The organism is Actinoplanes sp. NPDC049316 (assembly GCF_040677315.1).
Taxonomy (GTDB): domain Bacteria; phylum Actinomycetota; class Actinomycetes; order Mycobacteriales; family Micromonosporaceae; genus Actinoplanes.
The window spans coordinates 69197-93080 of sequence record NZ_JBFAQM010000023.1 but is presented as its reverse complement, the minus strand read 5'-3'; the positions used below and the strand labels follow the sequence as shown (position 1 = coordinate 93080).

General features: G+C 73.2%; 19 protein-coding genes. 2 read left to right on the top strand and 17 right to left on the bottom strand.

Going from position 1 to position 23884, the window contains the following annotated elements; translation table 11 throughout:
* Positions 1 to 3: 3 nt before the first annotated feature.
* From AB0K03_RS28915 to AB0K03_RS28860, 12 genes are all read right to left on the bottom strand, one after another.
* Positions 4 to 1926 carry a RiPP maturation radical SAM C-methyltransferase gene (locus tag AB0K03_RS28915; protein WP_364690936.1) on the bottom strand — a complete coding sequence of 641 codons (1923 nt, stop codon included), beginning with the start codon at positions 1924 to 1926 and terminating at the stop codon, positions 4 to 6.
* 12 nt (positions 1927 to 1938) lie between these two features.
* On the bottom strand, positions 1939 to 2154 hold the full coding sequence (locus AB0K03_RS28910) for a hypothetical protein (protein WP_364690934.1): 216 nt from the start codon (positions 2152 to 2154) through the stop codon (positions 1939 to 1941).
* A gap of 2 nt (positions 2155 to 2156) precedes the next feature.
* The gene (locus tag AB0K03_RS28905; protein ID WP_364690931.1) at positions 2157 to 5042 is read right to left on the bottom strand and encodes a BTAD domain-containing putative transcriptional regulator; all 2886 of its coding nucleotides are present in this window, start codon (positions 5040 to 5042) and stop codon (positions 2157 to 2159) included.
* A 206-nt stretch (positions 5043 to 5248) separates the two neighbouring features.
* Positions 5249 to 6148: a thioesterase domain-containing protein gene (locus AB0K03_RS28900; RefSeq protein WP_364690928.1), complete on the bottom strand. Its 900-nt coding sequence runs from the start codon at positions 6146 to 6148 to the stop codon at positions 5249 to 5251.
* A 23-nt stretch (positions 6149 to 6171) separates the two neighbouring features.
* Positions 6172 to 10245 carry an amino acid adenylation domain-containing protein gene (locus tag AB0K03_RS28895; protein WP_364690925.1) on the bottom strand — a complete coding sequence of 1358 codons (4074 nt, stop codon included), beginning with the start codon at positions 10243 to 10245 and terminating at the stop codon, positions 6172 to 6174.
* Positions 10246 to 10275: 30 nt separating this feature from the next.
* Entirely contained in the window at positions 10276 to 11577 is a 1302-nt protein-coding gene (locus tag AB0K03_RS28890; RefSeq protein WP_364690922.1) for an MFS transporter, read from the bottom strand.
* A 6-nt stretch (positions 11578 to 11583) separates the two neighbouring features.
* On the bottom strand, positions 11584 to 12855 hold the full coding sequence (locus tag AB0K03_RS28885; RefSeq protein ID WP_364690919.1) for an aspartate kinase: 1272 nt from the start codon (positions 12853 to 12855) through the stop codon (positions 11584 to 11586).
* Positions 12852 to 13694 (bottom strand): homoserine O-acetyltransferase/O-succinyltransferase family protein, encoded by an 843-nt coding sequence (locus AB0K03_RS28880; protein WP_364690916.1) that lies wholly within the window; start codon positions 13692 to 13694, stop codon positions 12852 to 12854. Before AB0K03_RS28880 ends, AB0K03_RS28885 begins: the two co-directional genes overlap by 4 nt.
* The gene (locus AB0K03_RS28875) at positions 13694 to 15070 is read right to left on the bottom strand and encodes a diaminobutyrate--2-oxoglutarate transaminase family protein (RefSeq protein ID WP_364690913.1); all 1377 of its coding nucleotides are present in this window, start codon (positions 15068 to 15070) and stop codon (positions 13694 to 13696) included. Before AB0K03_RS28875 ends, AB0K03_RS28880 begins: the two co-directional genes overlap by 1 nt.
* Positions 15071 to 15082: 12 nt before the next feature.
* On the bottom strand, positions 15083 to 16426 hold the full coding sequence (locus AB0K03_RS28870; protein WP_364690910.1) for a SidA/IucD/PvdA family monooxygenase: 1344 nt from the start codon (positions 16424 to 16426) through the stop codon (positions 15083 to 15085).
* Between the two features lie 172 nt (positions 16427 to 16598).
* On the bottom strand, positions 16599 to 18146 hold the full coding sequence (locus tag AB0K03_RS28865; protein WP_364690907.1) for a histidine kinase N-terminal domain-containing protein: 1548 nt from the start codon (positions 18144 to 18146) through the stop codon (positions 16599 to 16601).
* Positions 18147 to 18168: 22 nt separating this feature from the next.
* Positions 18169 to 19203: an SIS domain-containing protein gene (locus AB0K03_RS28860; RefSeq protein ID WP_364691048.1), complete on the bottom strand. Its 1035-nt coding sequence runs from the start codon at positions 19201 to 19203 to the stop codon at positions 18169 to 18171.
* Between the two features lie 236 nt (positions 19204 to 19439).
* Between AB0K03_RS28860 and AB0K03_RS28855 the strand changes: the two genes are divergently transcribed.
* A complete protein-coding gene (locus AB0K03_RS28855; protein WP_364690904.1) occupies positions 19440 to 21059 on the top strand; it encodes a tetratricopeptide repeat protein in 1620 nt (539 codons plus the stop codon).
* A gap of 7 nt (positions 21060 to 21066) precedes the next feature.
* On the opposite strand, the gene AB0K03_RS28850 is transcribed toward AB0K03_RS28855, so the two are convergent.
* Complete coding sequence (locus AB0K03_RS28850) at positions 21067 to 21282, bottom strand: biotin/lipoyl-binding carrier protein (RefSeq protein ID WP_199511567.1); 216 nt, start codon at positions 21280 to 21282, stop codon at positions 21067 to 21069.
* A 29-nt stretch (positions 21283 to 21311) separates the two neighbouring features.
* On the opposite strand from AB0K03_RS28850, the gene AB0K03_RS28845 reads away from it, so the two are divergent.
* Positions 21312 to 21533: a 50S ribosomal protein bL37 gene (locus AB0K03_RS28845; protein WP_364690901.1), complete on the top strand. Its 222-nt coding sequence runs from the start codon at positions 21312 to 21314 to the stop codon at positions 21531 to 21533.
* A gap of 64 nt (positions 21534 to 21597) precedes the next feature.
* Here AB0K03_RS28845 and rsrA read toward each other — a convergent pair whose 3' ends face one another.
* The 4 genes from rsrA to AB0K03_RS28825 all read right to left on the bottom strand — a co-directional run bounded on the left by rsrA (position 21598) and on the right by AB0K03_RS28825 (position 23874).
* Complete coding sequence (gene rsrA / locus AB0K03_RS28840) at positions 21598 to 21876, bottom strand: mycothiol system anti-sigma-R factor (RefSeq protein WP_364691045.1); 279 nt, start codon at positions 21874 to 21876, stop codon at positions 21598 to 21600.
* Between the two features lie 5 nt (positions 21877 to 21881).
* Positions 21882 to 22718: a sigma-70 family RNA polymerase sigma factor gene (locus AB0K03_RS28835; RefSeq protein ID WP_364690898.1), complete on the bottom strand. Its 837-nt coding sequence runs from the start codon at positions 22716 to 22718 to the stop codon at positions 21882 to 21884.
* A 70-nt stretch (positions 22719 to 22788) separates the two neighbouring features.
* Positions 22789 to 23430, bottom strand: coding sequence for an alpha/beta family hydrolase (locus AB0K03_RS28830; protein ID WP_364690895.1), 642 nt, complete (start codon positions 23428 to 23430; stop codon positions 22789 to 22791).
* Positions 23431 to 23478: 48 nt separating this feature from the next.
* Positions 23479 to 23874: a WhiB family transcriptional regulator gene (locus AB0K03_RS28825; protein WP_364690892.1), complete on the bottom strand. Its 396-nt coding sequence runs from the start codon at positions 23872 to 23874 to the stop codon at positions 23479 to 23481.
* Between the last annotated feature and the right edge of the window lie 10 nt (positions 23875 to 23884).

Here is a 23884-nt window from a genome sequence, read left to right as displayed (position 1 = left end):
ATGTCACCGGGGCGGACCGGCGGGCAATGCCAGGGCCAGCGCGAGCGACTCGTCGAGCACCATCAGCCCCCGGTCGGCGAACTCGTGGAAGGCCTCGTGGATCTGCGCCACCGTGAGGCTCCCGCCCAGTCGCTCGTGGACCGCCGTGGCGGCGATCGGCCGGTCGCTGCAGGCGGCGTACAGGTCGGCGAGCGGGCCCTCGAAGGTGTACGTCCCCTCGGCCCCCGGATGCCGGCCGTCGTAGATCTGCACCAGCCCGGGCGACGACCAGTACGTCAGGGCGGGACGCCGGCCGGTGGACCACGTGTCGACCCAGGCCGCGGTCTCCTTCACCAGCGCGCTGTACGCACTTTGCGGCAGCGCGCCGGGCAGGTCGTACTCGAAGAAGTAGGCCGCCTTGGCGAGGTCGACCGTGGGCGGGTAGACGTACCGGTAGCTCGCCTCCGGGGTCCGCGACGGTGACTGGCCGAACAGCGGGCTGAACCGCTCGATCCACAACCGGCCGGCGCCGGTCGGCGGCTGGAGGTGCACCAGGTGCGGCAGCAGGGCGGCCTGCTCCGCGTAGTCCTGCTCGGTCTCGCCGGGGAATCCGTACAGCAGGTTCCAGCCGACCTCGACCCCGTAGTACGCCGCCCAGCGCAGCAGGTTGATGTTCTGCGCGGCGCGGGCGCCCTTGCGCATCAGCCGCAGCACCCGCGAGCTCAGCGACTCGATGCCCGGCTGGATCTGCGTGACGCCGGCCTGCGCCAGCGTACGCACCTGCGCGCGGGTCAGGTTGGCCTTGACCTCGTAGAAGATCTGGTAGGTCACGCCCCCGGCGGCGAGCACCGGGAACAGGTCCTTGAGGTAGCCCATGTCCACGATGTTGTCGACGCCGTGGAAGCGGAAGCTGTGGTAGCGCCGGGCCTGGGTGACGAACTCGTCGGCCATCCGCTGTGGCGACTTGGCCCGGAACAGCATCGTCGAGCCGTTGAGCCCGCAGAACGTGCAGTGGTGCTTCTCGCCCCACCAGCAGCCGCGCGACGACTCGAACGGGATCGGCACCCCGCCCGGCCCCGTACGCGGCAGCAGGCCCAGCCGCCCGGCCCGCTCGAAGTACTCGGTGTAGTCCGGCGCGGGAAGGTCGTCGAGCTGCCGCAGCGGCGGGGCCGGCGCCGTGGTCACGACCTCGTCGCCGACGCGGCAGGTCACGCCGGGCTCCGCCGCGGCCGGAGCGCCGGCGACGAGCCGGTCGAGCAGCCGGGGAAGGGCGGTGTCCGCCTCCCCCACGACGGCGTAGTCCACGCCGGGCACGGCCCGGACCCACTCCGGCCCCATCTCGCCGTCGAAGTTCGCGCCGCCGAAGATGGTGACCATCTCCGGGTGGTCCCGCTTCAGGCGGCGGGCGAGCGCGAACGACGCGGCGTTCTGCTGGAACGTCGAGGTGAACCCGACGACCTTGACGCCGTCCCACATCGGGTCGGCCGCCAGCCGGTCCAGGTACGCGGGCACGTCGACGCGGCGGGTGTGCAGCAGCCGTTCCCGCCAGTCCCGGCCGCCGCTGTCCCCGCCGTCGCCGTCGTCGCCCAGGTCCGCGAGCTCGGCGGCGAAGTCGTCGAGCAGACGGCCGTCCTGGTCGGGCGCCTCCGGCCCGAACGCCTCCACCGAGAACAGCCACTCGGCCACCAGCCGCGCCTTGCGGCCCCCGAGCTGGCGGTACCAGCCGGCGCCGATGCGGACCGCGAAGTCCAGGTTGGCGTGCAGCGTGCGTACCGGGAAGCCGTGCCCCCGCACGATCTCTCCCAGCAGGCCGAGCTGGATGGAGGGCCAGTCGATGTCCATGAACGGCATCGACACCAGGACCACCGGCCACCCGGCACGAGCGGCCGGATCCACCTCCACCGGATCCGGGGCCGCAGGCGTGATCCGTAGCGCTGGGGAGATCATGTCGCTCGCCGATCAGGGCTCGGTGACGACGATCCGGTTCATGGGGAGGCTCTCCGCCTCCACCGCGCCCGGCGTGAAGGCTGAGCGGAACTGGTCCTTCACCGACGTGTCGCCGGCGGTGTCGCCGGCCACCCCCAGCGCCGCACCGAGCACCGCCCCGGCGGCCAGACCCCCGAGCAGGACGGCCGTGGAGCGCCGCCCGGTTGTGCGTTTCGTGGCGTCGGACATTGTCATTCACCTTTCCGAAGTGGATGGACGAGGTTCTCTCCCGCGAGCCGGGCCCGCGGCTGGTCGGCCTGTGGATGGCCGAGGTCGTCGAGGATGTCGCCGGCTTCGCGCCACAGCGCGCCGGCCGCAACGGTGTCGCCGGCCGCCTGCCGGGTGTCGCCGAGGCGGAGCAGGGTGGTCGCCACCTCGTACCGGTCGCCGAGCCGGCGCCAGAGCTCCAGGGCGTGCTCGAAGCAGACCGTCGCCTCGCCGTAGTCACCGAGCTGGTGGGTGGCGAAGCCGAGGGTGTCCCAGGTGTCGGCCTGACCCGGATAGTCACCGACAGCGCGGTGCAACTCCAGCGACTCCCGACAGAACCGCAGGGCGTCGGTGTGCTGCCCGAGGTTGGCGGAATACCAGCCGATCCAGTTCAACGCGTCCGCCTCGCCGGACCGGTCCCCCGCCTCCCGGAACAGGTCCCGGGCCAGCCGGGCCCGTTCGAGCGCGGCGGCGTAGTCGCTCTGGCGTTCCAGGATCCGGCCGAGGTCCAGGTGCAGGCGGGCGCCGCGGGCCTTCTCGCCGGACTTGCCGTACAACTCGAGCGCCTGCTGGGCGTGCTCCGCGGCCGCGTCGAGGCAGTCCAGCTGGAGCAGCGCGATGCTGAGCAGCCGATGGGCGAGCGCGGCGCCGTTCACGTCCCCGGTCCGGGTGCAGGCCTCCAGGGCCGCGCGCAGGCAGCCGGCCCACGCGTGCCACTTGCCCTGGTAGTTGAGGAACGCCGTGATCGTCCAGGTCAGCTGGGCGGCGTGCGCCGGGAAACCGGCCTCGGTAGCGTGCATGATCGCCTCCACCAGGACGGACTGTTCGGTCATGAACCAGGCCAGGGCGGGCTCGGTGCCGGTGAAGGTCACGACGGTCGCCGCCGGGTCGGCGGGGTCGACCTCGATGGGTTCCCGGTACGCGTACAGCAACCGGTCCGCGCCGTGCGAGGTGTGCAGGTAGTGGTCGAGGACGCGACGGGTCGCGGCGCGCCGCTCCGGCTCGGGGTCGATGTCGTGCGCCTGCTCGGCCGCGTACGCCCGCAGCAGATCGTGGAAGGCGAACCGCCCCGGCGCCCGTTCCTCCAGCAGGTGTGCCCCGGACAGCTCACCGAGCAGCCGCCGCACCTGCCGTACGGGCACCCCGGCCAGGCTGGCCGCCGCCGCATACGTGATCTCGGGCCCGGGATGCACGCCGAGGAGCCGGAAGAGGCGGGCGGCGTCCTCGCTGAGCTGCTGGTACGACCAGGAGAGCACGGCCCGGGCGTCGCTGCTCTCCGTCTCGCCCATGAACGCGTCGAGCCGGCCGGTCGCCTCGCGCAGCTCCGCGGCCAGGGCGGCCAGCCGGTGGTGCGGGAAAGCGGCGGCCCGGGCGGCGACGATGGCCAGGGCCAGCGGCAGCCCGGCGCACATGGCGACCAGGCCCGCCACGGCCTCGGGCTCGGCGGCGGCCCGCTCGGCGCCGAACCGGCGGGCCAGCAGCAGCGCGGCGTCCTCCTCGGTCAGCAGGTCCAGGGTCACCGGCACCGCCCCGGCGGCGACCAGCGCGGAGAGGCGGCGGCGGCTGGTGACCACCGCGGCGCTGCCGGGCGTGCCGGGCAGCAGCGGCAGCACCTGATCGGTGTCGCGCGCGTTGTCGAGCACCACCAGCACCCGCCGCCCGGCCAGCAGGCTGCGGAAACGGGCCGCCCGGTCCGGCACGGCGGCGGGGATCTGCTGGGCCGGCACCCCGAACGCCTCCAGGAAGCCGCGCAGCACCACGCCGGGGTCCATCGGGCCGCCCTGCGGGTCGAAGCCCCTGAGGTTCACGTACAGCTGGCCGTCGGGGTAATCGGAGGCCACCCGGTGCGCCCACTGCAGCGCCAGCGAGGTCTTGCCGACCCCCGCGGTGCCGGTGATCGCCACGATCATCACGCTGTGGTCGGTGCCGGCCAGCGCGGTCAGCCGGTCCAGCTCGGCCGTACGGCCGGTGAAGTGCGCCAGGGCGTGCGGCAGCTGCGCCGGCCCGGACGGCGCCGCCGGCGCCTCCCGGGGCGCCGGCGCCGGCGCGGGCGTCGGCACGGACGGGTGAGCCGCCGGGGCACGCCGGAAGATCTCGGCCTCGCCGTTGAGGATGCGCTGATGCAGCGTCTGCAGCTCCGGATCCGGATCGATGCCCAGTTCGGCCAGGAGGTGTTCGCGGGCCTCGCGGAAAGCGGCCAGGGCCTCACCCTGGCGCCCGTCGCGGTACAGCGCGCGCATGAGCAGCCCGCGCAGCCGTTCCCGCAGCGGGTGGGCGGCGACCAGCCGGCGCAGCTCCGCCACCAGATCCTGGTCGTTGCCGAGGGCCAGGTCGATGTCGATGCGTTCCTCGAGGGCGAGGATGTGACGCTCGGCGAGCCGGTCGCGTTCGGCGTCCAGCAGTGGGCTGCTCAGGCCGTCGAGGACCGGGCCGCGCCACAGGGCCAGCGCGGCGTGCAGGCGCTCGGAAGCCGTCGTCAGGTCGCCCGCCGCCCGGGCCGCCCGCGCCGCGGTGAGGCCTCGGTCGAAGCGCTCGAGGTCGAGGTGGTCCGGGGGCACGGACAGCAGGTATCCGGCGTCGGTCCAGGACAGCACCTCGGAGCGCGAGCGGGCGGAGCGGACCGGGTCGAGCACCTGGCGCAGCCCGGACACGTGCTTCTGCAGGAGGTTGACCGCGTATGCGGGTGCGTCGGCGCCCCACACCGCGTCGATGAGCTGCTCCCGGCCGATGGGCCGGTTGGCGTGCAGCGCCAGCGCACCCAGGACCACCCGCTGTTTGACCGATCCGAGCGGCACCGGCTTGTCCCCGTGCCACGCCTGCAGCTGACCGAGGATGTCGAGGCGGACCGGGCCGTCGAGCGGGCTACTCACCACAAACCCTCGTCCGGCATCGGTATGCCCATTCCGTTCGTGAACACGGTGGTGTCGCCCCCGAAACGAACACGACTGTCGAGTGTAGACGGCGGAACCGAGAACTCTCCCCCTCGAGCGAACCGGCCGATTTCCCGCCGAGGTGAAATGTTCCCATGTCGGACCGTGAAGGTCCGCTAACCGTCCGGTGTCCGACGAATGGCTCATCACAGTGCCGCCCGGATCGCCGCCGCGGTCGTGGCCACCGCGGGCGGATGCAGGATGCCGTAGTGCCCCGCGGTCGTGGACAGCTCGCGGACACCGCCGCGGAACCGGCCACGCCAGTACGGCGCCCAGTCCTGGGAACCGTGCGCCGAGACCAGGACCGCCGCCGCGCCGAGGTGCCCCAGCGCGCGGTATCCGGACAATGCGGCGGTTCGCGCCACGAAGACGGCGTACCAGCGTTCGAGGTCGCTCAGCAGGGTTCCGGGCGGGGCCGGACGATCGGCCACGTGACCCGCGAGCAGAGCGAGGTGCTGCGCCGCCGACAACCCGGGCGGTACGCGCGCCGGGCGGCCCAGCCCACGCAGCACCTCGCCGGCGAAGAGCGCCGCAAGGTCGTCCGCCGGGTCCGGCCGCCACCGGCCCGTGCGGTACGGCGCATCCATCAGCACCACGAGGTCGACGATCCCGCCCTCGGCCTCCAGATGCCGCGCCGTCTCGTACGCCACGATCCCGCCGCCCGACCAGCCGATCAGCCGGTACGGCCCGTCCGGCTGGCTGCGCCGTACCAGGTCCGCGGTGCGGGCGACCATGGCGTTCAGAGAGTCCGGAAGGGCTGTCCCGGCGTACAGGCCGTCCGCCTCGATGCCCTGGATCCGGCAGGTGCCGTCGAGGTCGCGGGCGAGGGCGGCGTACTCGTGCACCGTGCCGCCCACCGCGGAGAGGGCGAACGCGGACACCGGCCCGGCCGTCCCGAAGGACACGACCGGGCCGTCCGCCCGCACCCCACCCCGGTGAGGCAGGCCCAGCCGGGCCGTCAGCGCCGCCCGTTGCGCCTCGCCGCCCATCGATCCCGTACCTCCCGCGGGGCCGCCCCGGCGCCGGGCCGGGGCGGCCGTAGCCATGTCCACAACTCAGCGGCCGGAACTCACGACACCCGCTCGCGCAGGATCGCGGCCAGCGCGTCCACCCCCGGCGGCTGCAGGAAGGAGTAGTGATCGCCCGCCACGGTCCGGTAATCGGTGTCCGGACCGAGAACGCCTCGCCAGTGCGGCGTGAAGTCGTACGACTGCTCCGCCGTGACGACCACCGTGCGGGCGGCCGCGGCCCGGGGCCGGTGTCCCGCGATGAGCCGCGTCTGCTCACGGAAGACCGCGAAACGCCGCTCGATCTCCGTCCGGGCCGCCTCGGCGTCGCCGGAACCGTGGGTGAGCCGGTCCGCCAGCCAGGTCAGCTGCTCCGCGGCGTCGCCCTCCGGCTGGTCGCCGACCGCGGGGCCGAGTGCCCGCGCCGCGTCGACGACGAACTGGCGCGCGGCGGCGTCCTCGGACAGGCCGGTCAGGTCGGCCGGCTCGCTCGGGGAGTCGAGCAACGCCACCAGCGCCACCTCGGCGCCGTCGCGCTCCAGCCGGTGGGCCATCTCCAGCGCCACCAGACCGCCCAGTGACCATCCGCCCAGCCGGTACGGACCCTCCGGCTGCTCGGCCCGTACCTGCGCGACGTAACGGGTCACCATCTCGTCGAGGTCCGCCGCGAACTCGCCGGGGCCGGCGGCGCTGATGCCGTACACCCGCAGCGTGTCGTCGAGCCGGCCGGCCAGGCCCGCGTACCCGTAGACCGTGCCGCCGACCGCGTGGACCAGGAAGAGCGGCCGGTCCGCGGGCCCGTCGTTCATCGCCACGATCCTGCTCGCCGTGGCGACCGGGTCCGCCGGAAGGGAGCCCGCGCCGGCGGGCGCCTCCTCGAGGGCGTCGAGGTCGATCTCGTCGAGGCGGGTGTCCTCCAGCCCGTGCCGGTCCCGCAGCATCTCGGCCAGCTGCGCGGGGGTGGGGGCCAGGAAGATCGCCGAGACGTCCGAGTCGACGGCGAGCTCCTTGCGCAGCTGCGCGATCAGCTGCATGGCCTGCAGCGAGTTGCCACCGAGGTCGAAGAAGCTGTCCTCGGCACCGACCCGGTCGCGCCGCAGCAAGGCGGCGAACATGTCCGCCAGCACCGCCTCGACCAGCGTGCGCGGGGCGACGTAGCCCGCGTCGTGGCCGGTGTCCTCCGGCGCCGGCAGCGCGGCGCGGTCCACCTTGCCGTTGGCGTTGAGCGGGAACGCGTCCAGCACCACCAGGTGGGCGGGCACCATGAAGGCCGGCATCCGGGCGGCCATGTGCACGCGCAGGTCGGTCGCATCGATCGCGGGTCGCTGCGCGTCGCCGCGGACGTAGCCGACGAGCTGTTTCTGGCCGGCGGCGTCCTCGCGGACCAGCACCAGCGCCTGGGCCACGGACGGGTGCTCGGCGAGGACCGCCTCGATCTCCCCCAGCTCCACCCGCAGGCCGCGGATCTTCACCTGGTCGTCGGAGCGGCCCAGGTACTGCAGGTTGCCGTCGGGCAGCCGGCGGGCCACGTCGCCGGTCTTGTACAGGCGGGCGCCCGGCTCGGTGCCGAACGGGTCCCGGATGAACTTCTCCGCGGTGAGCTCCGGCCGGTTGAGGTAGCCCCGGGCCACCCCGGCGCCGCCCAGGTGCAGCTCACCGGGGACACCGACCGGTACGGGATTGAGGTGCTTGTCCAGCACGTACGCGGTGTAGTTGGGCAACGGCAGCCCGATCGGGGGCGGGTCGAGCGGCGAGTCGGCGTGGCACTCGGCCATGGTGGAGCCGACGGTGGTCTCGGTGGGTCCGTACCCGTTGATGAATTTCATGCCCGGCCGGGCCCACTTGCGGACCAGCGCCGAGGAGAACGCCTCACCGCCGGCGATGACCACCCGCAGCGCGGGGAACTCCTCGTCGGCGAGCAGGTTGAGCACCGCGGGCGGCAGACACATGAACGTGATCCCCCGGTCGCGGATCAGCTCGGCGAGCCGCGGCGGCGACAGCAGCGTCTCGCTGCGGCCCAGCACCAGGGTGGCCCCCGACAGCAGGGCCCCGAACATGTCGAGCACGGACACGTCGAAGTTCAGCGAGGCGAACTGCAGCACCTTGTCGCCCGGGCCGAGCGGCCAGTGCTCGATCTCGCCGGTGGCGAAGTTGACCGCCTGGCGGTGCTCGACCACCACGCCCTTGGGGCGGCCGGTCGATCCGGAGGTGTAGATGACGTACGCCGTGTTCGCCGGGCCGGCCAGCGGCTCGAGGTTGCCGCCGTCGAGGGTGCCGAGCTGAGCCCAGTCCCGGTCCAGCGACACCACGGCCGTGCCCTGCACGGGCAGCGACGGCTCACTCTCGTCGTCGGTGACGACCACCGGCATGTGGGCGTCCTCCACCATGAAGGCGAGCCGGTCGGCCGGGTACTGCGGATCCAGCGGCACGTAACCGCCGCCGGCCTTCAGGATGCCCAGGATGCCCGCGAGCCGGCGCACCGAGCGCTGGGTGCAGACGCCGACCAGCACCTCGGGCCCGACACCCAGCTCGCGCAGCCGCCGGGCGATGCGGTTGGCCTGCGCGTTCAGCTCCGCGTACGTGACCGTCTCGTCGTCGAGCCGGACCGCGATCCCGTCGGGGGTCGCGGCCACCTGGGCCTCGAACTTGTCGTGCAGGCACCACGACGGGTAGTCGGCCCGGGTGGCGTTCCAGTCGTGGATCTCCTGGCGCAGCTCGGCCGCCGTGAGCAGCGGCAGCCGGGACAGCGGCCGGGCCGGGTCGGCGACGAGCCCCTCGAGCACAGTACGGAAGTGGCCCAGCATCCGGCGCACGGTCGCCGGGTCGAACAACGCGGTGGCGTACGAGGCGGCCACCACCAGGCGTCCCTCGTCCTCCACGGTGGAAACGAGCAGGTCGAACTTCGCGGCGGTGCTGGGCAGCTCCTCGGTCTCCCACTGCACGCCCGCCACGTTCAGGTCCCGGCGCTGGTTCTCGGCGAGCATGAACCCCACCTGGAAGAGCGGGTGGCGGCTCGCGTCCCGCGGCGCCCGTACGGCCTCCACGATGGCCGCGAACGGCAGGTCCTGGTGGCCGTACGCGCCGACCGTGGCGGTCCGGATCCGCTGCAGCAGCTCGCCGAAGGTGGGATCGCCGGACAGGTCCCCGCGCACCGGCAGGGTGTTCACCAGGTACCCGATCAGCGGGGCGAGCTCGGGCCGGGTGCGGTTGGCGCTGACCGTGCCGACGACGATGTCGTCCTGCCCGCTGTAACGGTGCAGCAGCACGTGGAACGCGGCCATCAGGGTGACGAAGAGCGTGGTGCCCTCGCGCCGGCTGAGCGCCTTGAGCCCGTCGAGCACCGCGCCGGAGATCTCGATCGACTCGGCCGCCCCGTCGTACGTCTGCACCAGCGGCCGGGGCCGGTCGGTCGGCAGCTGCAGCACAGGCGCACCGGCGAGCGTGCTGCGCCAGTACTCCTGAAGCTCCTCGAGGACCGGGCCGCGCAGCCGTTCGCGCTCCCACACGGCATAGTCCGCGAACTGGATCGCCAGCTCCGGCAGCTTCGCCGGGCGGCCGGCGACCCGGGCCTCGTAGAGGGCGCTCAGTTCGCTCACCAGCACGCCGAACGACCAGCCGTCGAAGACGGTGTGGTGCACGGTGACGACCAGCACCTGCTTCTCGGCGGCCAGCTTGACCAGCAACAGCCGCAGCAGCGGGCCGTGTTCGAGCGTGAACGGCCGGGCCGCCTCCTGACCGACCTCCTGCCGGTATCGCTCCTCGCGTTCCGGCTCCGGCAGCCCGCTCAGGTCGGTGACCGGCAGCTTGACCTCGGCCGGCTCGTCGATCACCTGCACCGCCCGGCCGTCCCGCGCGACCAGCCGGGTACGCAGCGACTCGTGCCGGGCGACCAGCGCCGTCACCGCGGACTGCAGGGCGGCCGGGTCCAGCCGGCCGGTCAGCCGCACCGCCCCCGCGATGTTGTACGTCGCCAGGCCCGGCGCCAGCTGGTCGATGAACCACAGCTGTTCCTGCCCGAACGACAGCGGAAGGTCCGCGAGTCCCGGAGCGCGCCGGGGGATCCCCGCGACTGCCTGGTCGGCTCGGCCTCGGCGCAGGCGGGCCGCCAGGAGCACCCGCTGAGTGTCAGACAACATGCAGTGTCACCCAGTTCCTTGTCGTGGTTGTCAGTCGTTGGCGGCCGACCCGGCGAGCACCGGGGGCTGCGGGTCGGCGGGACGATCGGGGATCTCGGTGAGCCGGAACACCGGCGAGAAGAGCAGCCAGGCCAGCGGGGTGGCGACCCCCAGCACGCCGACCACCAGGGCGGTACGCGCACCGAACAGCCCGGCCAGGGAGCCGCCGAGGAACGCGCCCAGCGGCACCGTGCCGAACAGCAGCAGGCGGTAGCTGGCGTTCATCCGCCCCAGCAGCCGGTCGGGGGTCACCGACTGGCGCAGAGTCAGCGCGTTGACGTTGAAGACGGCCAGGTTGGCGCCGAGCACCGCCAGGGCGGCGCCGAGCACGACCAGCGAGACCGGCCCGGAGTCGCGCGGTAGCAGCAGGAACAGCGGTGCCACGCAGGCCATGACCGTGGACCAGCGCAGCGCCGCGCCGATCCCCAGCGCCGCCCGGGCCCGGTTGGCCACCAGGGCCCCGGCGAGCGCCCCGACCGAGCCGGCACTGACCACCAGACCCAGCGGGGTGGGCCCGATGCCGAGGACCCGCACGAGGTACACCAGCAGCACGGTGAGCACGACGTTCTGGAAGAGGTTGAACGTCGCCGACTGGGTGGCCAGGTGCCGCAGCACCGGATTGCCGAAGACCGCCCGCAACCCCTCGGCGATCTGCGCCCGCATCGACGTCCGTTCGCCGTCGTGCACCGGCGCCGTCTCACGCGTCCGGATCCTGCTCAGCGCCAGCGCCGAGACCACGTACGACAGCGCGTCGACGGCGAGCGCGACGGGGGCGGTCAGCACCCCGACGAGAAAGCCCGCCAGCCCGGGGCCGCCGATCCCGGCGACCGAGTAGCTCGCCGCGATCTTGCTGTTCGCGTCGCCGAGGTGCCGCCGTTCCACCAGCCCCGGCACGTACGACAGGATGCCGACGTCGAACAGAACCGTCAGCAGCCCGGCACCGAAGGCCACCGCGTACAGCCAGGGCATCGACAGCACGTGCAGCAGGCTCGCCACCGGGACCAGGCCGATCAGCACGGCCCGGCCCAGGTTGGCGGCGATCAGCGTGGGCCGCCGCCGGCGCCGGTCGAACCACACCCCGGCGAACAGCGTCAGCAGCACGAACGGGGCGTACCGGGCCACGTTCAGCAGGCCCACCTCGAACGCGCTCGCGTGCAGCGTGAGGATCGCGACCAGGGGCAGCGCCAGGTCGGTGATCTGCGAGCCCATCAGCGAGACGGTCTCGCCGCCCCAGACCTTGACGAAGTCCGGGTTGCGCCAGACCGTCGCGGGCGCGGGGCCGTCGGTGCGCACCGCGGGTCAGCCCCGGTCCGCGTCCGCGGCACCCACGCCGGCCAGCGCGGCCGGTGCGGTGTGCAACCCGAACTCGTCGTGCAGCACGGCCGCCGCACGATCCACCAGCTCCACCTCGACGTGGCAGGAGAAGCGTCCGGGCGTACTCGTGACCAGCTGGGGTTTGATGCCGCCGCCCTCGAGCGCGGCGAGCATCCGGGCGCTGATCTCCGGCCGGTTGCCGACCGCCGGGCAGACGACGCTGACGCTGCCGAGGTCGTCGCGGACGTCGACGGCCACACCCGCGTCCGCCAGCGCCGCGACCACGTCCGGAACCTCCGAGCCGGGCGCGGTGAACCGCAGCCGGCCGATGTCCGGGATGATCGAGCCGACCGCGGCCCCCCGCAGCGCCAGCGCCCCCGAGACCGTCGCCGGGGACATCCCCCGCACGGTGTAGACCGGATCCCGGCGCCGATGCGCCACCCCGGTGATCCTCGCCTGCTCGAACACCTTCGCTCCCTTTCGGATCCAGGTGCCTTCCGCCGCGGTGAACGTGGAACGCACGTGAATGTCGACCTCGTGGGCGGCGGCGAGTTCCACCGCCCGTGTCTGCAGAACCTGAGCGCCCGCGTCGGCGAGCTGGAGCATCTCCTCGTGGCCGAGGCAGTCCAGCTGCCGCGCCCCCGGCACCACCCGCGGATCGGCGGTGAACACGCCGGTGACGTCGGTGAAGATGTCGCACTGCCGCAGGCCCAGCGCGGCGGCCAGCGCGATGGCCGACGCGTCCGAGCCACCGCGGCCCAGGGTGGTGACGTCACCGGCCGCCGACGTGCCCTGATAGCCGGTGACCAACACGATCTGGCCGTCGTCGAGCGCCTGCACCACCCGGGCCGGGTCCATCTGCCAGAGCCGGGCGTTGCCGTACGCCTCGTCGGTGCGGAACCCCGCCTGGGCGCCGTTGAACGAGACGGCCCGCTCCCCCAGCTCGTGCACCGCCATCGCGGTCAGGGCACAGGAGACCACCTCACCGATCGACAGCAGCGCGTCCAGCTCCCGCGCCGGGGGCCGGCCGGTCATCTCGTACGCGAGCCGCACGAGGTCGTCGGTGGTGTCGCCCATGGCCGAGAGCACCGCGACGGTCTGCGTACCCTGCCGCCGCGAGGCGACCAGGCGCCGGGCCACCGCCCGCAGCTTCTCCGGGTCGGCGACCGAGGAACCGCCGAACTTCCACACGACCCGCTCGGGTACGGCCGGCGCCGCGGCCGGAGCGGCCGGTACGGTCGCCAGCAGCGTGCTCATCGCGCCGCCATCCGCTCGTGGACGAGGTTCACCCAGCTGGCGAAGAAGATCAGGCTGTGGCTGCGCCAGCGGTTGACCGGGTGCACCAGGTCCACATTGGCCGGAGCGCGTACGTCGGTCAGCCCCGCGCCGAGATCCCGGCGGTACTCGTCGGCCAGCCGCCCGCCGGCGTACTCCGGGTGACCGATGTGCAGGACGACGCGGTGGTCGGCCGACTCGGCGATGACCGTGCCGGCCTCGGCGGACCGGGCCACCGCCCGCACGTGCGGGTTGCGGTCCAGGGCGTCGTCGTCGAAACCGGCGTACCGGCTGTGGGTGGACCAGAACCGGTCGTCGAGGACGGCGGCGATCGGCCCGTCGTCCACCAGCCGGTCGGTCTCGTACATCCCGGAGACCTTCGTCGGGTAGACCTCTTTCGGCACTCCGTACAGCAGGTGGGCGACGGCCAGCGCACCCCAGCAGAGGCCGAGCACGGGCGTGCCCTCGTCGGCGGCGCGCTGCACGATCGGGCCCAGCTCGGGCAGGAAGCGCACCTGCTCGTACGGCAGATGCTCGACCGCCGCGCCGGTGACGATCAGCGCGTCCAGCGGGGCGTCGGCGACCGCGTCGACGTACCGGACGTACTGCCCGGCGATGTATGCGGGGTCGTCCAGCGAGAACTTGCGCTCGCCGAGCCGGATCCACACCGGCTCGAACGCTCGCGCCGCCGCCAGCTGCGGCATCAGCCACCGCTCGTACTGTTCGGCGTGCGGCATCAGGTTCACGATGCCGATGCGCGGCAGGCGTTCCGGCGGGGTGGTGAGCAGGCCGGCGACCCGCTCGGCGACGGTCGCGGTCATCACGCCACCGCCACGAGGTCGTGCTCGACCGCGCGGGCGGCGTCGCGCATGATGGCGAGCGCCTCGTCGGCCGTGCCGGCGGGCAGGTTCAGCGCGGGCAGCAGCCGGACCACACAGTCCTCGCGGCCGCCGATCTCGACGATCAGCCCTCGCCGCAGCGCCTCGCGCTGGAACCGGGAGGCCACCTCGGAGGCCGTGGCCGTGCCGCACGCCGACATCTCCATGCCGAGCATCAGCCCGCGACCACGCACGTCGCTGATCAGCGTCGTGTCTACCTGCAGCTGCAGAAGCCCGGCCATCAGCTGCGCGCCGCGCTCGCGGACGTGCGCCAGCAGGTCGTCGCGGGCCACCACGTCGAGGTACGCGTTCGCGCTGGCGAAGGCGAGGTTGTTGCCGCGGAACGTGCCGATGTGGCTGCCCGGCGACCACCCGTCGAGCCGCTCGTTGAACATGATCACCGAGACCGGCAGGCCCATCCCGGACAGGCCCTTGGACGCCACGATCACGTCCGGCTCGATGCCGTACTGCTCGAAGGCGAACCAGGTGCCCGTACGGCCGCAGCCGGTCTGCACCTCGTCGACGATCAGCGGGATGTCGAGGGCGCGGGCCAGCTCCGCGATCCGGCGCACGAACGGCACCGGCGCCGGAATCGAGCCGCCCTCGCCCTGGACGAGCTCGAGGATGATCGCGGCCGGCGGCTGGATCCCGCCGTGCGTGTCGTGCAGCGCGTTCGCCAGGAACTCCGCGCAGTTGGTGGAGCAGGTGTCCGGGGTCAGGCTCAGCGGGCACCGGTGGCAGTAGCCGTACGGCGCGAAGTGGATGCCGGGCAGCAGGTTCTGCAGGCCGGCCTTCGGCTGGACCTCGGAGGTCAGCGACATCGCCGCGTGCGTGGAGCCGTGGTACGAGCCCTGGAACGCGACGACCGTGCCGCGGCCGGTGGCCTTCTTGCACAGCTTCACGGCCGCCTCGACGCCGTCGGCGCCGGTCGGGCCGCAGAAGTGCATCTTCATCGAACCGCGCAAGGACTCGGGAAGCATGCCGAGCTGGCGGCGCTTGAACTCCTCCCGTACCGGGGTCGGCAGGTCGAGGCCGTGGGTCAGCTTGCCCAGCTGGTCCTGGACCGCGGCGATCAGGTCGGGATGGTTGTGGCCGAGCGCCAGGACCCCGGCGCCGGTGAGGAAGTCGATGTAGCGGCGGCCGTCCACGTCGGTGATGTACGAGCCCGCCGCCTCGCCGATCGCCACCGGCAGCCGGCGGGGATAGGTACGGGCGCTGGACTCGGTCCGTGCCTGGTGCTCCAGCAGTTCGCGGCCGATCGGTCCCGGTTCGGCCAGGTCGACCAGGACCGCCTCGGCGGCCGCTTCCAAGGTCTGCATGTCGGATCTCCTCTATCGGGTCGCGGTGACGACTGCCGCGCCCACCAGGTCGGCGGCGGCCGTCGCGCGCTCGGGCGCGGTCAGGTGCCCGCGAAGGCTGTCCACGATGGCCTGCGAACGCAGGGCGAGCAGGCTGAACGAGCCGGCGTCGCCGAGGCCGTGGGTGGTCTCGCAGAGACCGTTGATGTAGATCGGCGGTGCGTCCCGTCCGGCCGTGCTGTTCTCCACCCGGTAGTCGAGGCCGACGGAGAGCCCGGCCTCCGGGTCGACGGCGAGCACGTCGGCGATCTCCCGGAGCAGCGGCGGCAGCTGCTCGGTACGGCCCGACGTCCCGAGGTCGCGATACCCGGTGGCGAGCACCACCCGGTCGGCCGTGAGCTGCTCGTGTTCGCCGGTGATGCGCTCGGTCAGGTCGAGGGTCACCCCGGCCGCGTCGTGGCGCACGGCGGTGATCAGTCGGTTGCCGCGCAGCGTGACCCGGTGCCGGCCGTCCAGCTCGTCCTCGTACATCCGCAGGTACAGGGCGTCGATGACGTCCCGGTCGGCGGCGGAGTAGTTGGTCGGGCGGAGCTGGTCGCGCAGGCGCCGCTTGCCGTCCTCGGAGGCGCGGTAGTAGTAGTCGACGAACTCCGGGAAGTAGACCTCCTCGGAGAACGGGCTGGTGTCCTTCAGCCGGTAGCCGTAGCCGGACATGACGTTGACGATCCGGGCCGCCGGGAACCGGCTCATCAGGTCGAGGATCACCTCGATGGCGCTCTGGCTGGCGCCGACGACCGCCAGCGTGCCCGCCCAGTCGCGGTCGAGGTCCGCCACGGCCGGCAGGAAACGCGACGTGTGCGCGGCCTGCGGGAACGGCACGCCGTCGAACACCGCGGGCACGTACGGGCTGCGCCCGGGCGCGACGACGGCGGAGCGGCCCAGATAGCGGCGGCCGTCGGCGGTGACCACCTCGACCGGGCGGGCGCCGGTGACCGCGTCGGCGTCGGCGAGCCGGATGGCGGTGACGTTCTGCCCGTAGTCCACGTCGGCCGGCACGGTCTCGGCGACCCACTTGACGTAGCGGGCGTACTCCTTGCGCAGCGGGTGGTGGCCGGGCAGGTTCAGGTGCCGGAACAACCGGCCCTGCTCGTGCAGGTAGTTGACGAACGTGTAGCGGCTGCGCGGGTTGCGGGGCGTGACCAGGTCCCGCACCGGGTGGTTCTGGATGTCGGCGCCGTCGAGCATCATCGCCGGCTGCCAGGCCGGCGCCGGTTCCCGCTCCACGAACTTGACCCGCGCGGCGGGCCACAGTTCGTCGAGTGCGACAGCGAGTGCGATGTTGGCCGGACCGAATCCGACACATAGGACGTCGTACACGAAAGGTCTCCCCTGATGAATCGCCCTGACGGGCTCAGCCCGCCTCATCGACGCGGTGGCCCCCGGCTTTCCATCGTCGGGAGCCGGCTGGAGCGCGTACTGGACTGCCCGCTGGACTCGGCGTTGGACGCCGGTCTGGACAGCGGGTCTAGGGCGTTCTCAGGGGGTGGGGTCAGCGCTTGCCGAGCGGAACGACGAGCACGGCCTCCGTGCCGCCGCCGGCGCGGTTGCGCAGCTCGATGCTGCCGCGCAGCTCACCGGTCGCGAGCGCGCGGACGATCTGGAGGCCGAGGCGTCCGCTCGCGTCCGCCGTGAAGTTCTCCGGCAGGCCCCGCCCGTTGTCGGCGACCGTCACGTGCAGCTGCTTGCGGAAGCGATGGGCCGAGACCACGACCTCACCCACGGGCGCCGGCGGGGTCATCGTGGGCTCGGCCGGCGGCGCGTCCTCGGGCGGTGCGGGGAAGCCGTGCTCCACGGCGTTGATGAGCAGCTCGTTGAGGACCATCACGAGCGACGTGGCGATCTCCGCGGGCAGCACGCCGAACGTGCCCTCGCGGCGCATCTTCACGGTGATCTCGGTGGCCGCCACCTCGGTCGCGGCGGTCGCCACCCGGTCCACGATGCCGTCGAACTCGACCGCCTCGTCGCTGGACATGGAGAGCGTCTCGTGCACCAGCGCGATGGATGCGACCCGGCGTACGGACTCCTGCAAAGCGTTCTTCGCCTCGGGGATGTCCACCCGGCGGGCCTGCAGCCGCAGCAGCGCGGCCACGGTCTGCAGGTTGTTCTTGACGCGATGGTGGATCTCGCGGATCGTCGCGTCCTTGGTCATCAGCGCGCGGTCCCGCCGCCGGACCTCGGTGACGTCGCGGACCAGCACGAGCGCGCCGATCGGCACCCCGGCGGGCATCAGCGGCAGGGCGCGCATGAGCACGGTCGCGCCGCGCGCCTCGACCTCCTTGCGGGGCGGGGCCTCGCCGCGCAGGGCGGACAGGATGCGCTCGGCGGCGTCCGTACCCTCCAGCGGGTCGGCGGCGAGCCGGCTGGACAGCACCGACAGCTCCTCGCCGACGAGGTGGGCGCTGAAACCGAGCCGGCGGTACGCGGACTGCGCGTTCGGGCTCGCGTACGTGACCTTGCCGCTCGCGTCCAGGCGGATCAGCCCGTCGCCGACGCGCGGCGCGGACGTGGTCTCGCCGGGGTGCCGCGGCGGCGGGAACGTGCCGTCGGAGACCATCTGCGCGAGGTCGTCGGCGGTGGTGAGGTAGTTCAGCTCGAGCTGGCTGGGCGTCCGCGCGGTGGACAGGTTGGTGTCACGCCCGATCACCCCGATGACTTCGATGTTCTCGTCCTCGCCGCGCAGCCGGACCGGGATGGCCTCGTGCCGGGCGGGGGTGTCGCCGTACCAGACCGGGTCGCCCTCGCGCCAGATCCGGCCCTGCGTGTACGCGATGTCCAGGTGGGCCACCTCGGGCCCGCCGACGATCCGCCCGACCTGGTCGTCCTGGTACGCCGTCGGCGCGGTGGTCGGGCGCACCTGCGCGACGCACAGGAAGGACCGTTGCTCGCCGGGCTCGGCCCGTACGGGGACCCACAGCAGCAGGTCGGCGAACGACAGGTCGGACAGCAGTTGCCAGTCGCCGGCGAGCCGGGTGAGGTGGTCGATGTCGACAGGGCCGAGGCCGGTGTGCTCTTCGGCGAGATCGCGCAGCGTGGACACGGATCAAGCCTGCCATGCGTCTTCAGAGCGTCGCAGTGACCTTCTTCAAGCCGCGGGGTGCGTCGGGGTCCTCGCCGCGGGCCAGCGCCAGGGACAGCGCGAGCTTCTGCAGCGGGAGGATGTCGAGCAGGGGTGCGTACCGCTCGTCGACCTCGGGGACGGCGAGCCGCCCCGACGCGCCGGCGATGTCGTGGGCGCCGATCGTGACGACGTCCGCACGACGCTCGCCCAGCCGGCTGACCACGTCGGCCATCGAGCCGCCGCCGGGACCGCTGCCCACCACGGCCAGCACGGGTACGTCCGGGTCGGTCATCGCGAGCGGGCCGTGCAGCAGGTCGGCGCCGGAGAACGCCAGCGCCGGCAGGTACGAGGTCTCCATGAGCTTGAGCGCGGTCTCCCGCGCGGTCGGGTACGCGTACCCCCGGCCGGTCGTGACCATGCGCGACGCGAACCGGTAGCGCTGCGCCAGCTCCTCCGCCCCGCGCTCGGCGAGGGTGTCCTCGGCGAGCTGCGGCAGCTTCTCCAGCGCGGCCCGCTCGTCGGCCGGCAGCGTGCCGTCGCCGTTGCGCACGCCCTCGACGAGCAGCAGCAGGGTGAGCAGCTCGGCCGTGTACGTCTTCGTGGCGGCGACCGCGCGCTCGTGCCCCGCGGCCACGTCGACGGACAGCTCGGCGCTCTGCGCGAGCGGCGAGCCGGGGTTGTTCGTCACCGCGAGGGTGAGGGCGCCACTCTCCCGGGCGACTTTGAGCACCTCGGTGAGGTCCGGCGAGCCACCGCTCTGGCTGACGCCGACGACGAGCGCGCCGGCGAGATCGGGCCGGGCGCCGTAGAGGGTGATGGCGCTGGGCGACGCCAGGCCGACGGGGATGCCGAGCCGGATCTCCGTGAGGTACGCGCCGTAGAGCGCGGCGTGGTCGGAGGTGCCCCGGCCGACGAAGACGACGTGCTTGGGGCGCTGCTCGGCCACCCGGGACGCCACCGCCGCGATCGCCGCCGCGGGCTCTCCCTCGAGCAGCCGCGCGTACCCCGCCGGCTGCTCCGCGATGTCGGCCGCCATCCCCTGGCCTCGCTGCGTCACTGGACCTCCCCATCTGCGCACTACAGCTCGTACGGTGCGCAGTCTTGCACGTTTGAGCGCGCAATCGCAACGCATTGAGCACTACTGCGCAGCCCGGCAGGACTGACATATCGAGGATCGTCGCCTAGGCTCGCGTGCGGTGGCACACGGCGTGCCACCACTCGCGCGAGGAGCGGCGTCGTCGACCGAGCCCGCGCGGCGAGGAAGGCGTGGCCATGGACGACTCCCGGCGCTCCGCGGACCGCGACCTCGAGCAGGCCCGCGCGGCCCTCGAACGCGGCGAGATGCACCACGCCGCCGACCACCTGGCCGGCGCGATCGCGCACGCACCCACCCTTCCCGAGACGCACGAGCTGCTCGGCCGTCTCGCCGCCCGCGCCGACGGGGGCCTCGAGCTGTTCCCGCTGGAACAACACGCCTTCGTGGGTACGGTCGTGGCCCGCGCGCACCTGCTGGCCGCCGCCGGCCGCCCCGAGGACGGCCTGCCGCTGCTGGCCGCCGCGAGCGGGCACACCCCCGGCGTGGACTGGGCCGGCGTGCCGTGGGTCAGCGACCCCGGCCTCGCCGAGCGCCTCGAGCCGGGATTGCTGGCCCGCATCGTCATGCAGCTGTGCACGGCGATCGGCGACCCCGCGCCCGAGGCCGGACGGGGGGCGCTCCAGCCGTATCTGCGGCTCGTGCGCAACGCCGTCGCCGCGCACCGCGAGCACGCGATGCTGCTCGGCGCCGGCTCGGCGCTGGCGCGCCGGCTCGGCGAGGCCACGCAAGCCGTCGAATGGGCCGCGCAGGGAGCGCGGCTGCGGCCCTCGAAACTGGCGGAGATCTGGCTCGGGTACGCGTACCGCAGCGCCGGCCGCATCCCGGAGAGCCTCGCCGCCCTGCGCCGCGCGGTGATGTACGACCCCGACGACCTCTCGGTGTACGCGGACATCGCCGGCACCCTCGCCGACCACGGCCGCCTCGACGACGCCCTCGCCTGGATCGACCGCGCCCTGGCCAAGAACCCCGACTACGACTGCGCGGTGCACACGGCCCACCGACTGCGCTACCGGGCGGACGGCGACCTGGCCCACCTCGTGCGTCTCGCCGACTTCCAGCGCGACCACCCGGACGACTCGCACGAGCACGCCGACCTCGCCGAGTGCTGCGCCGATCAACCGTGGCTCAGCCGGGTCCCCTCGGCACCCCCCACGCCACCGGACCCGGCCCGGGAGCCGTTCGTCGCCGGCCGCCCCACGCCGGCCGCGGTGCAACGGCTGCACCGGCTCGCGCACCCGCTCTGGCCGCACCCGCCGGCCGCCTACGACGCCGCGCTCGGGCTCGTCCTCGTCGAGGTGGAGGACCTGCTGGCGCTGATCGCCACCCCGCCGCCACCCCCGGACGACGAGACGGGCCGCGCGCTGGCCGCCCACGACCCGATCCTGTGGGAACGCTGCGCCCAGGTGTGGGCCTGCCTCGGGCTGCTGCACCACCGCACGGACGAGCCCTGGGCCGGGTCGACGCGTCGCCGCCTGCTCACGGAGCTGGCCACGGGCGGCCTCGACCGGATCACCGAGGCGGCGCTCTTCGCGCTGGTCACGTGCGCGTGGGTGGACCCGGCGGCCCGGCAGGACGTGGCCGCGCTGATGACCCGCCGCCTGGACGAGGCGGCGAGCACGACGGTCGCGTGGTCCGTCGCCCACCTGGCCCTGTCGACGCCGGACCTGCCCCCCGGGGTGCGGGAACGAGCGGCCGCGATCATCCGGGCCGAGGAGACCTACACCGTCCCCCTGGTTCCCCACCAGCCGGTACGCCGCCGCACCGGCCGCCTGCGCCGCTGGCTCTCCGGACGCTGAGTCCCGGCTACTCGATCACCGCGATCAGGTCGCCCTCCTGGACGACGTCGCCCTCGTTGACGGCGAGCTGGGCGAGGACGCCGTCCGTCTCCGCCAGCACCGGGATCTCCATCTTCATGGACTCGAGGATCACCAGCGTGTCGCCCTCCGTGACGTCGGCACCGGCCGCGGCCACGACCTTCCACACGTTGGCCACCATCTCGGCACGGATCTCGTCGGCCATGGGGCTCCTCCTCATCGAGGTTCTCTCGGGTGACGGTATCCAATCACGGGTCGCCCGCGGGGGCATACGGGGCGTGCCGCCGGGCCGTCTACGATCGGCGGGTTGGACGTACCCGCGGCTGTCGCCGCCGGGAGACCGCACCCAGCCGCGAGCGGCCGGACGACGAGGAGAGCGACATGGCCAAGAAGGCCCGCAAGAAGAAGGCCCGGAAGAAGAGCAGCGCGAACCACGGCAAGCGCCCCAACTCCTGAGCCGTGGCATGGCAGAGGGCCCGCAGCGAGCGCTGCGGGCCCTTCTTCGTCTCGGGTGCGGCCTCTAGGTGAGGTACTCGCGGCTCTCGGCCTCGACGACGTACTCGCTGAGCTTCACCCGGAGCCGCTCGCGCAGCTCCCGCGGCGCGGTCTCGTCGCCGCAGCAGCGCGCCACCAGGGCCTTCACCTCGTGCTCGATGCCGTACTCGCGCAGGCAGTGCGAGCAGTCGTCGAGGTGCTGCTGGATCAGGGTGCGGCGCTCGTCGCTGCACTCCAGGTCGAGGTACAGGTAGACCTCGCTGATGACGACGCTGCAGTCGGTCTTGTGGTCCTCGTCGCTCACGTCGCTCACGCCTCCTGTGCGGCCGGGGCGCCGGACGTGCGGGTGATGCCCCGGTCGGCCGCGTACTGCTCGAGGAGCTTGCGCAGGTTGCGCCGGCCGCGGTGCAGACGGGACATGACAGTGCCGATCGGCGTACCCATGATGTCGGCGATCTCCTTGTACGAGAAACCCTCGACATCGGCGAGGTAGACGGCCAGCCGGAATTCCTCCGGGAGCTGCTGCAGCGCGTCCTTGACGTCGCTGTCGGGCAGCCGGTCCAGCGCCTCGGTCTCGGCAGAGCGCAGACCGGCGGAGGTGTGCGACTCGCTCGCCGCGAGCTGCCAGTCCGAGATCTCCTCGGTCGGCGCCTGCACGGGCTGCCGCTGCTTGCGCCGGTACGAGTTGATGTACGTGTTCGTCAGGATGCGGTAGAGCCACGCCTTGAGGTTGGTGCCCTCCTCGAACTGGTGGAACGCGGAGAACGCCTTCAGGAACGTCTCCTGCACCAGGTCCTCGGCGTCGGCCGGGTTCCGCGTCATGCGCAGTCCCGCCGCGTACAGCTGATCCACGAACGGCAGCGCGTCCCGCTCGAAGCGCGCTCGGCGCTCGTCGGTCCGCTCGCTGCGTCCGGCCCGTTCCATTGGCCGCTCTGTTGGCGTCACCCGCACGTCTCCCCTCGACCGCCCCGCCGAGGATACGGGTAGTGCCCCGTCCGCAGATTCAAAAACCGCGGGTGTGCTGACACTCACCGATGGCGTGAGGGCCGCCGGCGACACCGCGGGCCACTCCGGCGAGTGCAGCAGTTCCTGCACCTTACGGGCCTGCGTGCCGTCGCGTTCGACGAATCCGATTCCGGCTTGCACCTCAAGTGCCCCTTCCGACGTACAGCCTTCGCAGGTGGTGTAACGGATCGGCACATGTCCGCATTCCGACTTACGGCGCCCAGCCGTGGCGGCGCAACCAGCCGACCGCGATCTCCGCGGTGCCGGGCAGGTCGCGGCGCAGATCGTGCACCGCTCCCGGGCGTACGGCGACCTCCACCCGCCCGTGCGCCTGCGGTACCCCGAACGGGTCACGGTCGCCGTTGACCACCAGCACGGGCAGGTCGGCGGGCAGCTCCCCGGCGCGGCTGCGTTCGGGCTTGCCGGGCGGGTGCAGCGGAAACGCCAGCGCGAGCACTCCCGCTGCGCCGAGCGCGTACGCCGTCCGGCACGCGACCCGCGCCCCGCTGGACCGCCCGCCCACGATCAGCGGCAGCCCGTCCTCGCGGACCGCGGCGACCACGGCGGTCCACGCCTCGTCGAGGTGGCCGGCGGGTGCGGGGGCGCGGCGGCCCGCCACCCGGTAGGGCTGGGTGACCAACGCCACCCGTACGCCGGCGGCGACCGCGGCGTCGTGCACGGCGGTCAGGTCGGGCGCGCCGACGTCCCCGCCCGCGCCGTGGCCGAGCACCAGCAGAGCGGCGGGTGCGCCGGCGGGCTCGGTGACCTGGACTCGGGCGGACCCGCGGGGCGTGTCGATCTCGTGGCTGGGCACGCACCCATGATGACCCGCCCGCGGCCCGCCGAGGGGCATGGATGAGCCGGCCGGCGCGGTGTGCCGACCGGCTCGAGGTGCTGCGGCCTACCGGCTGGCCGGCTCGAGGGCGAGCAGGCGGCGGTCCTCCTCGTCCGGCCCGTCGTCGACCGGGTCACCGTTGGGCTGGACCCGTTCGCGCCAGGCGATCAGCATCGCGCGGCGCTCGCGGGGCGTGGTGCCGCCCCAGACCCCGTGGCAGTCGCCGACCTGCAGCGCCCAGGCCAGGCACGGGCCCTGGACGTCGCAGGCGCCGCAGAGCGCGACGGCACTCTCGGAGGGCTCGTTCGGGGCCGGGAAAAAGGTTTCCGGATCAACCGTTCGGCAGGCGCCGCGGGTGCGCCAGGCTTCGTCGGACCGGCGTTCCGCAATGGCTTCCAGGAGCCTCGGGTCACGCCGTGCAATGGCAACTTCGTGTGGACGCGGCATACGAGCGCGTGTCATCAGCCCACCT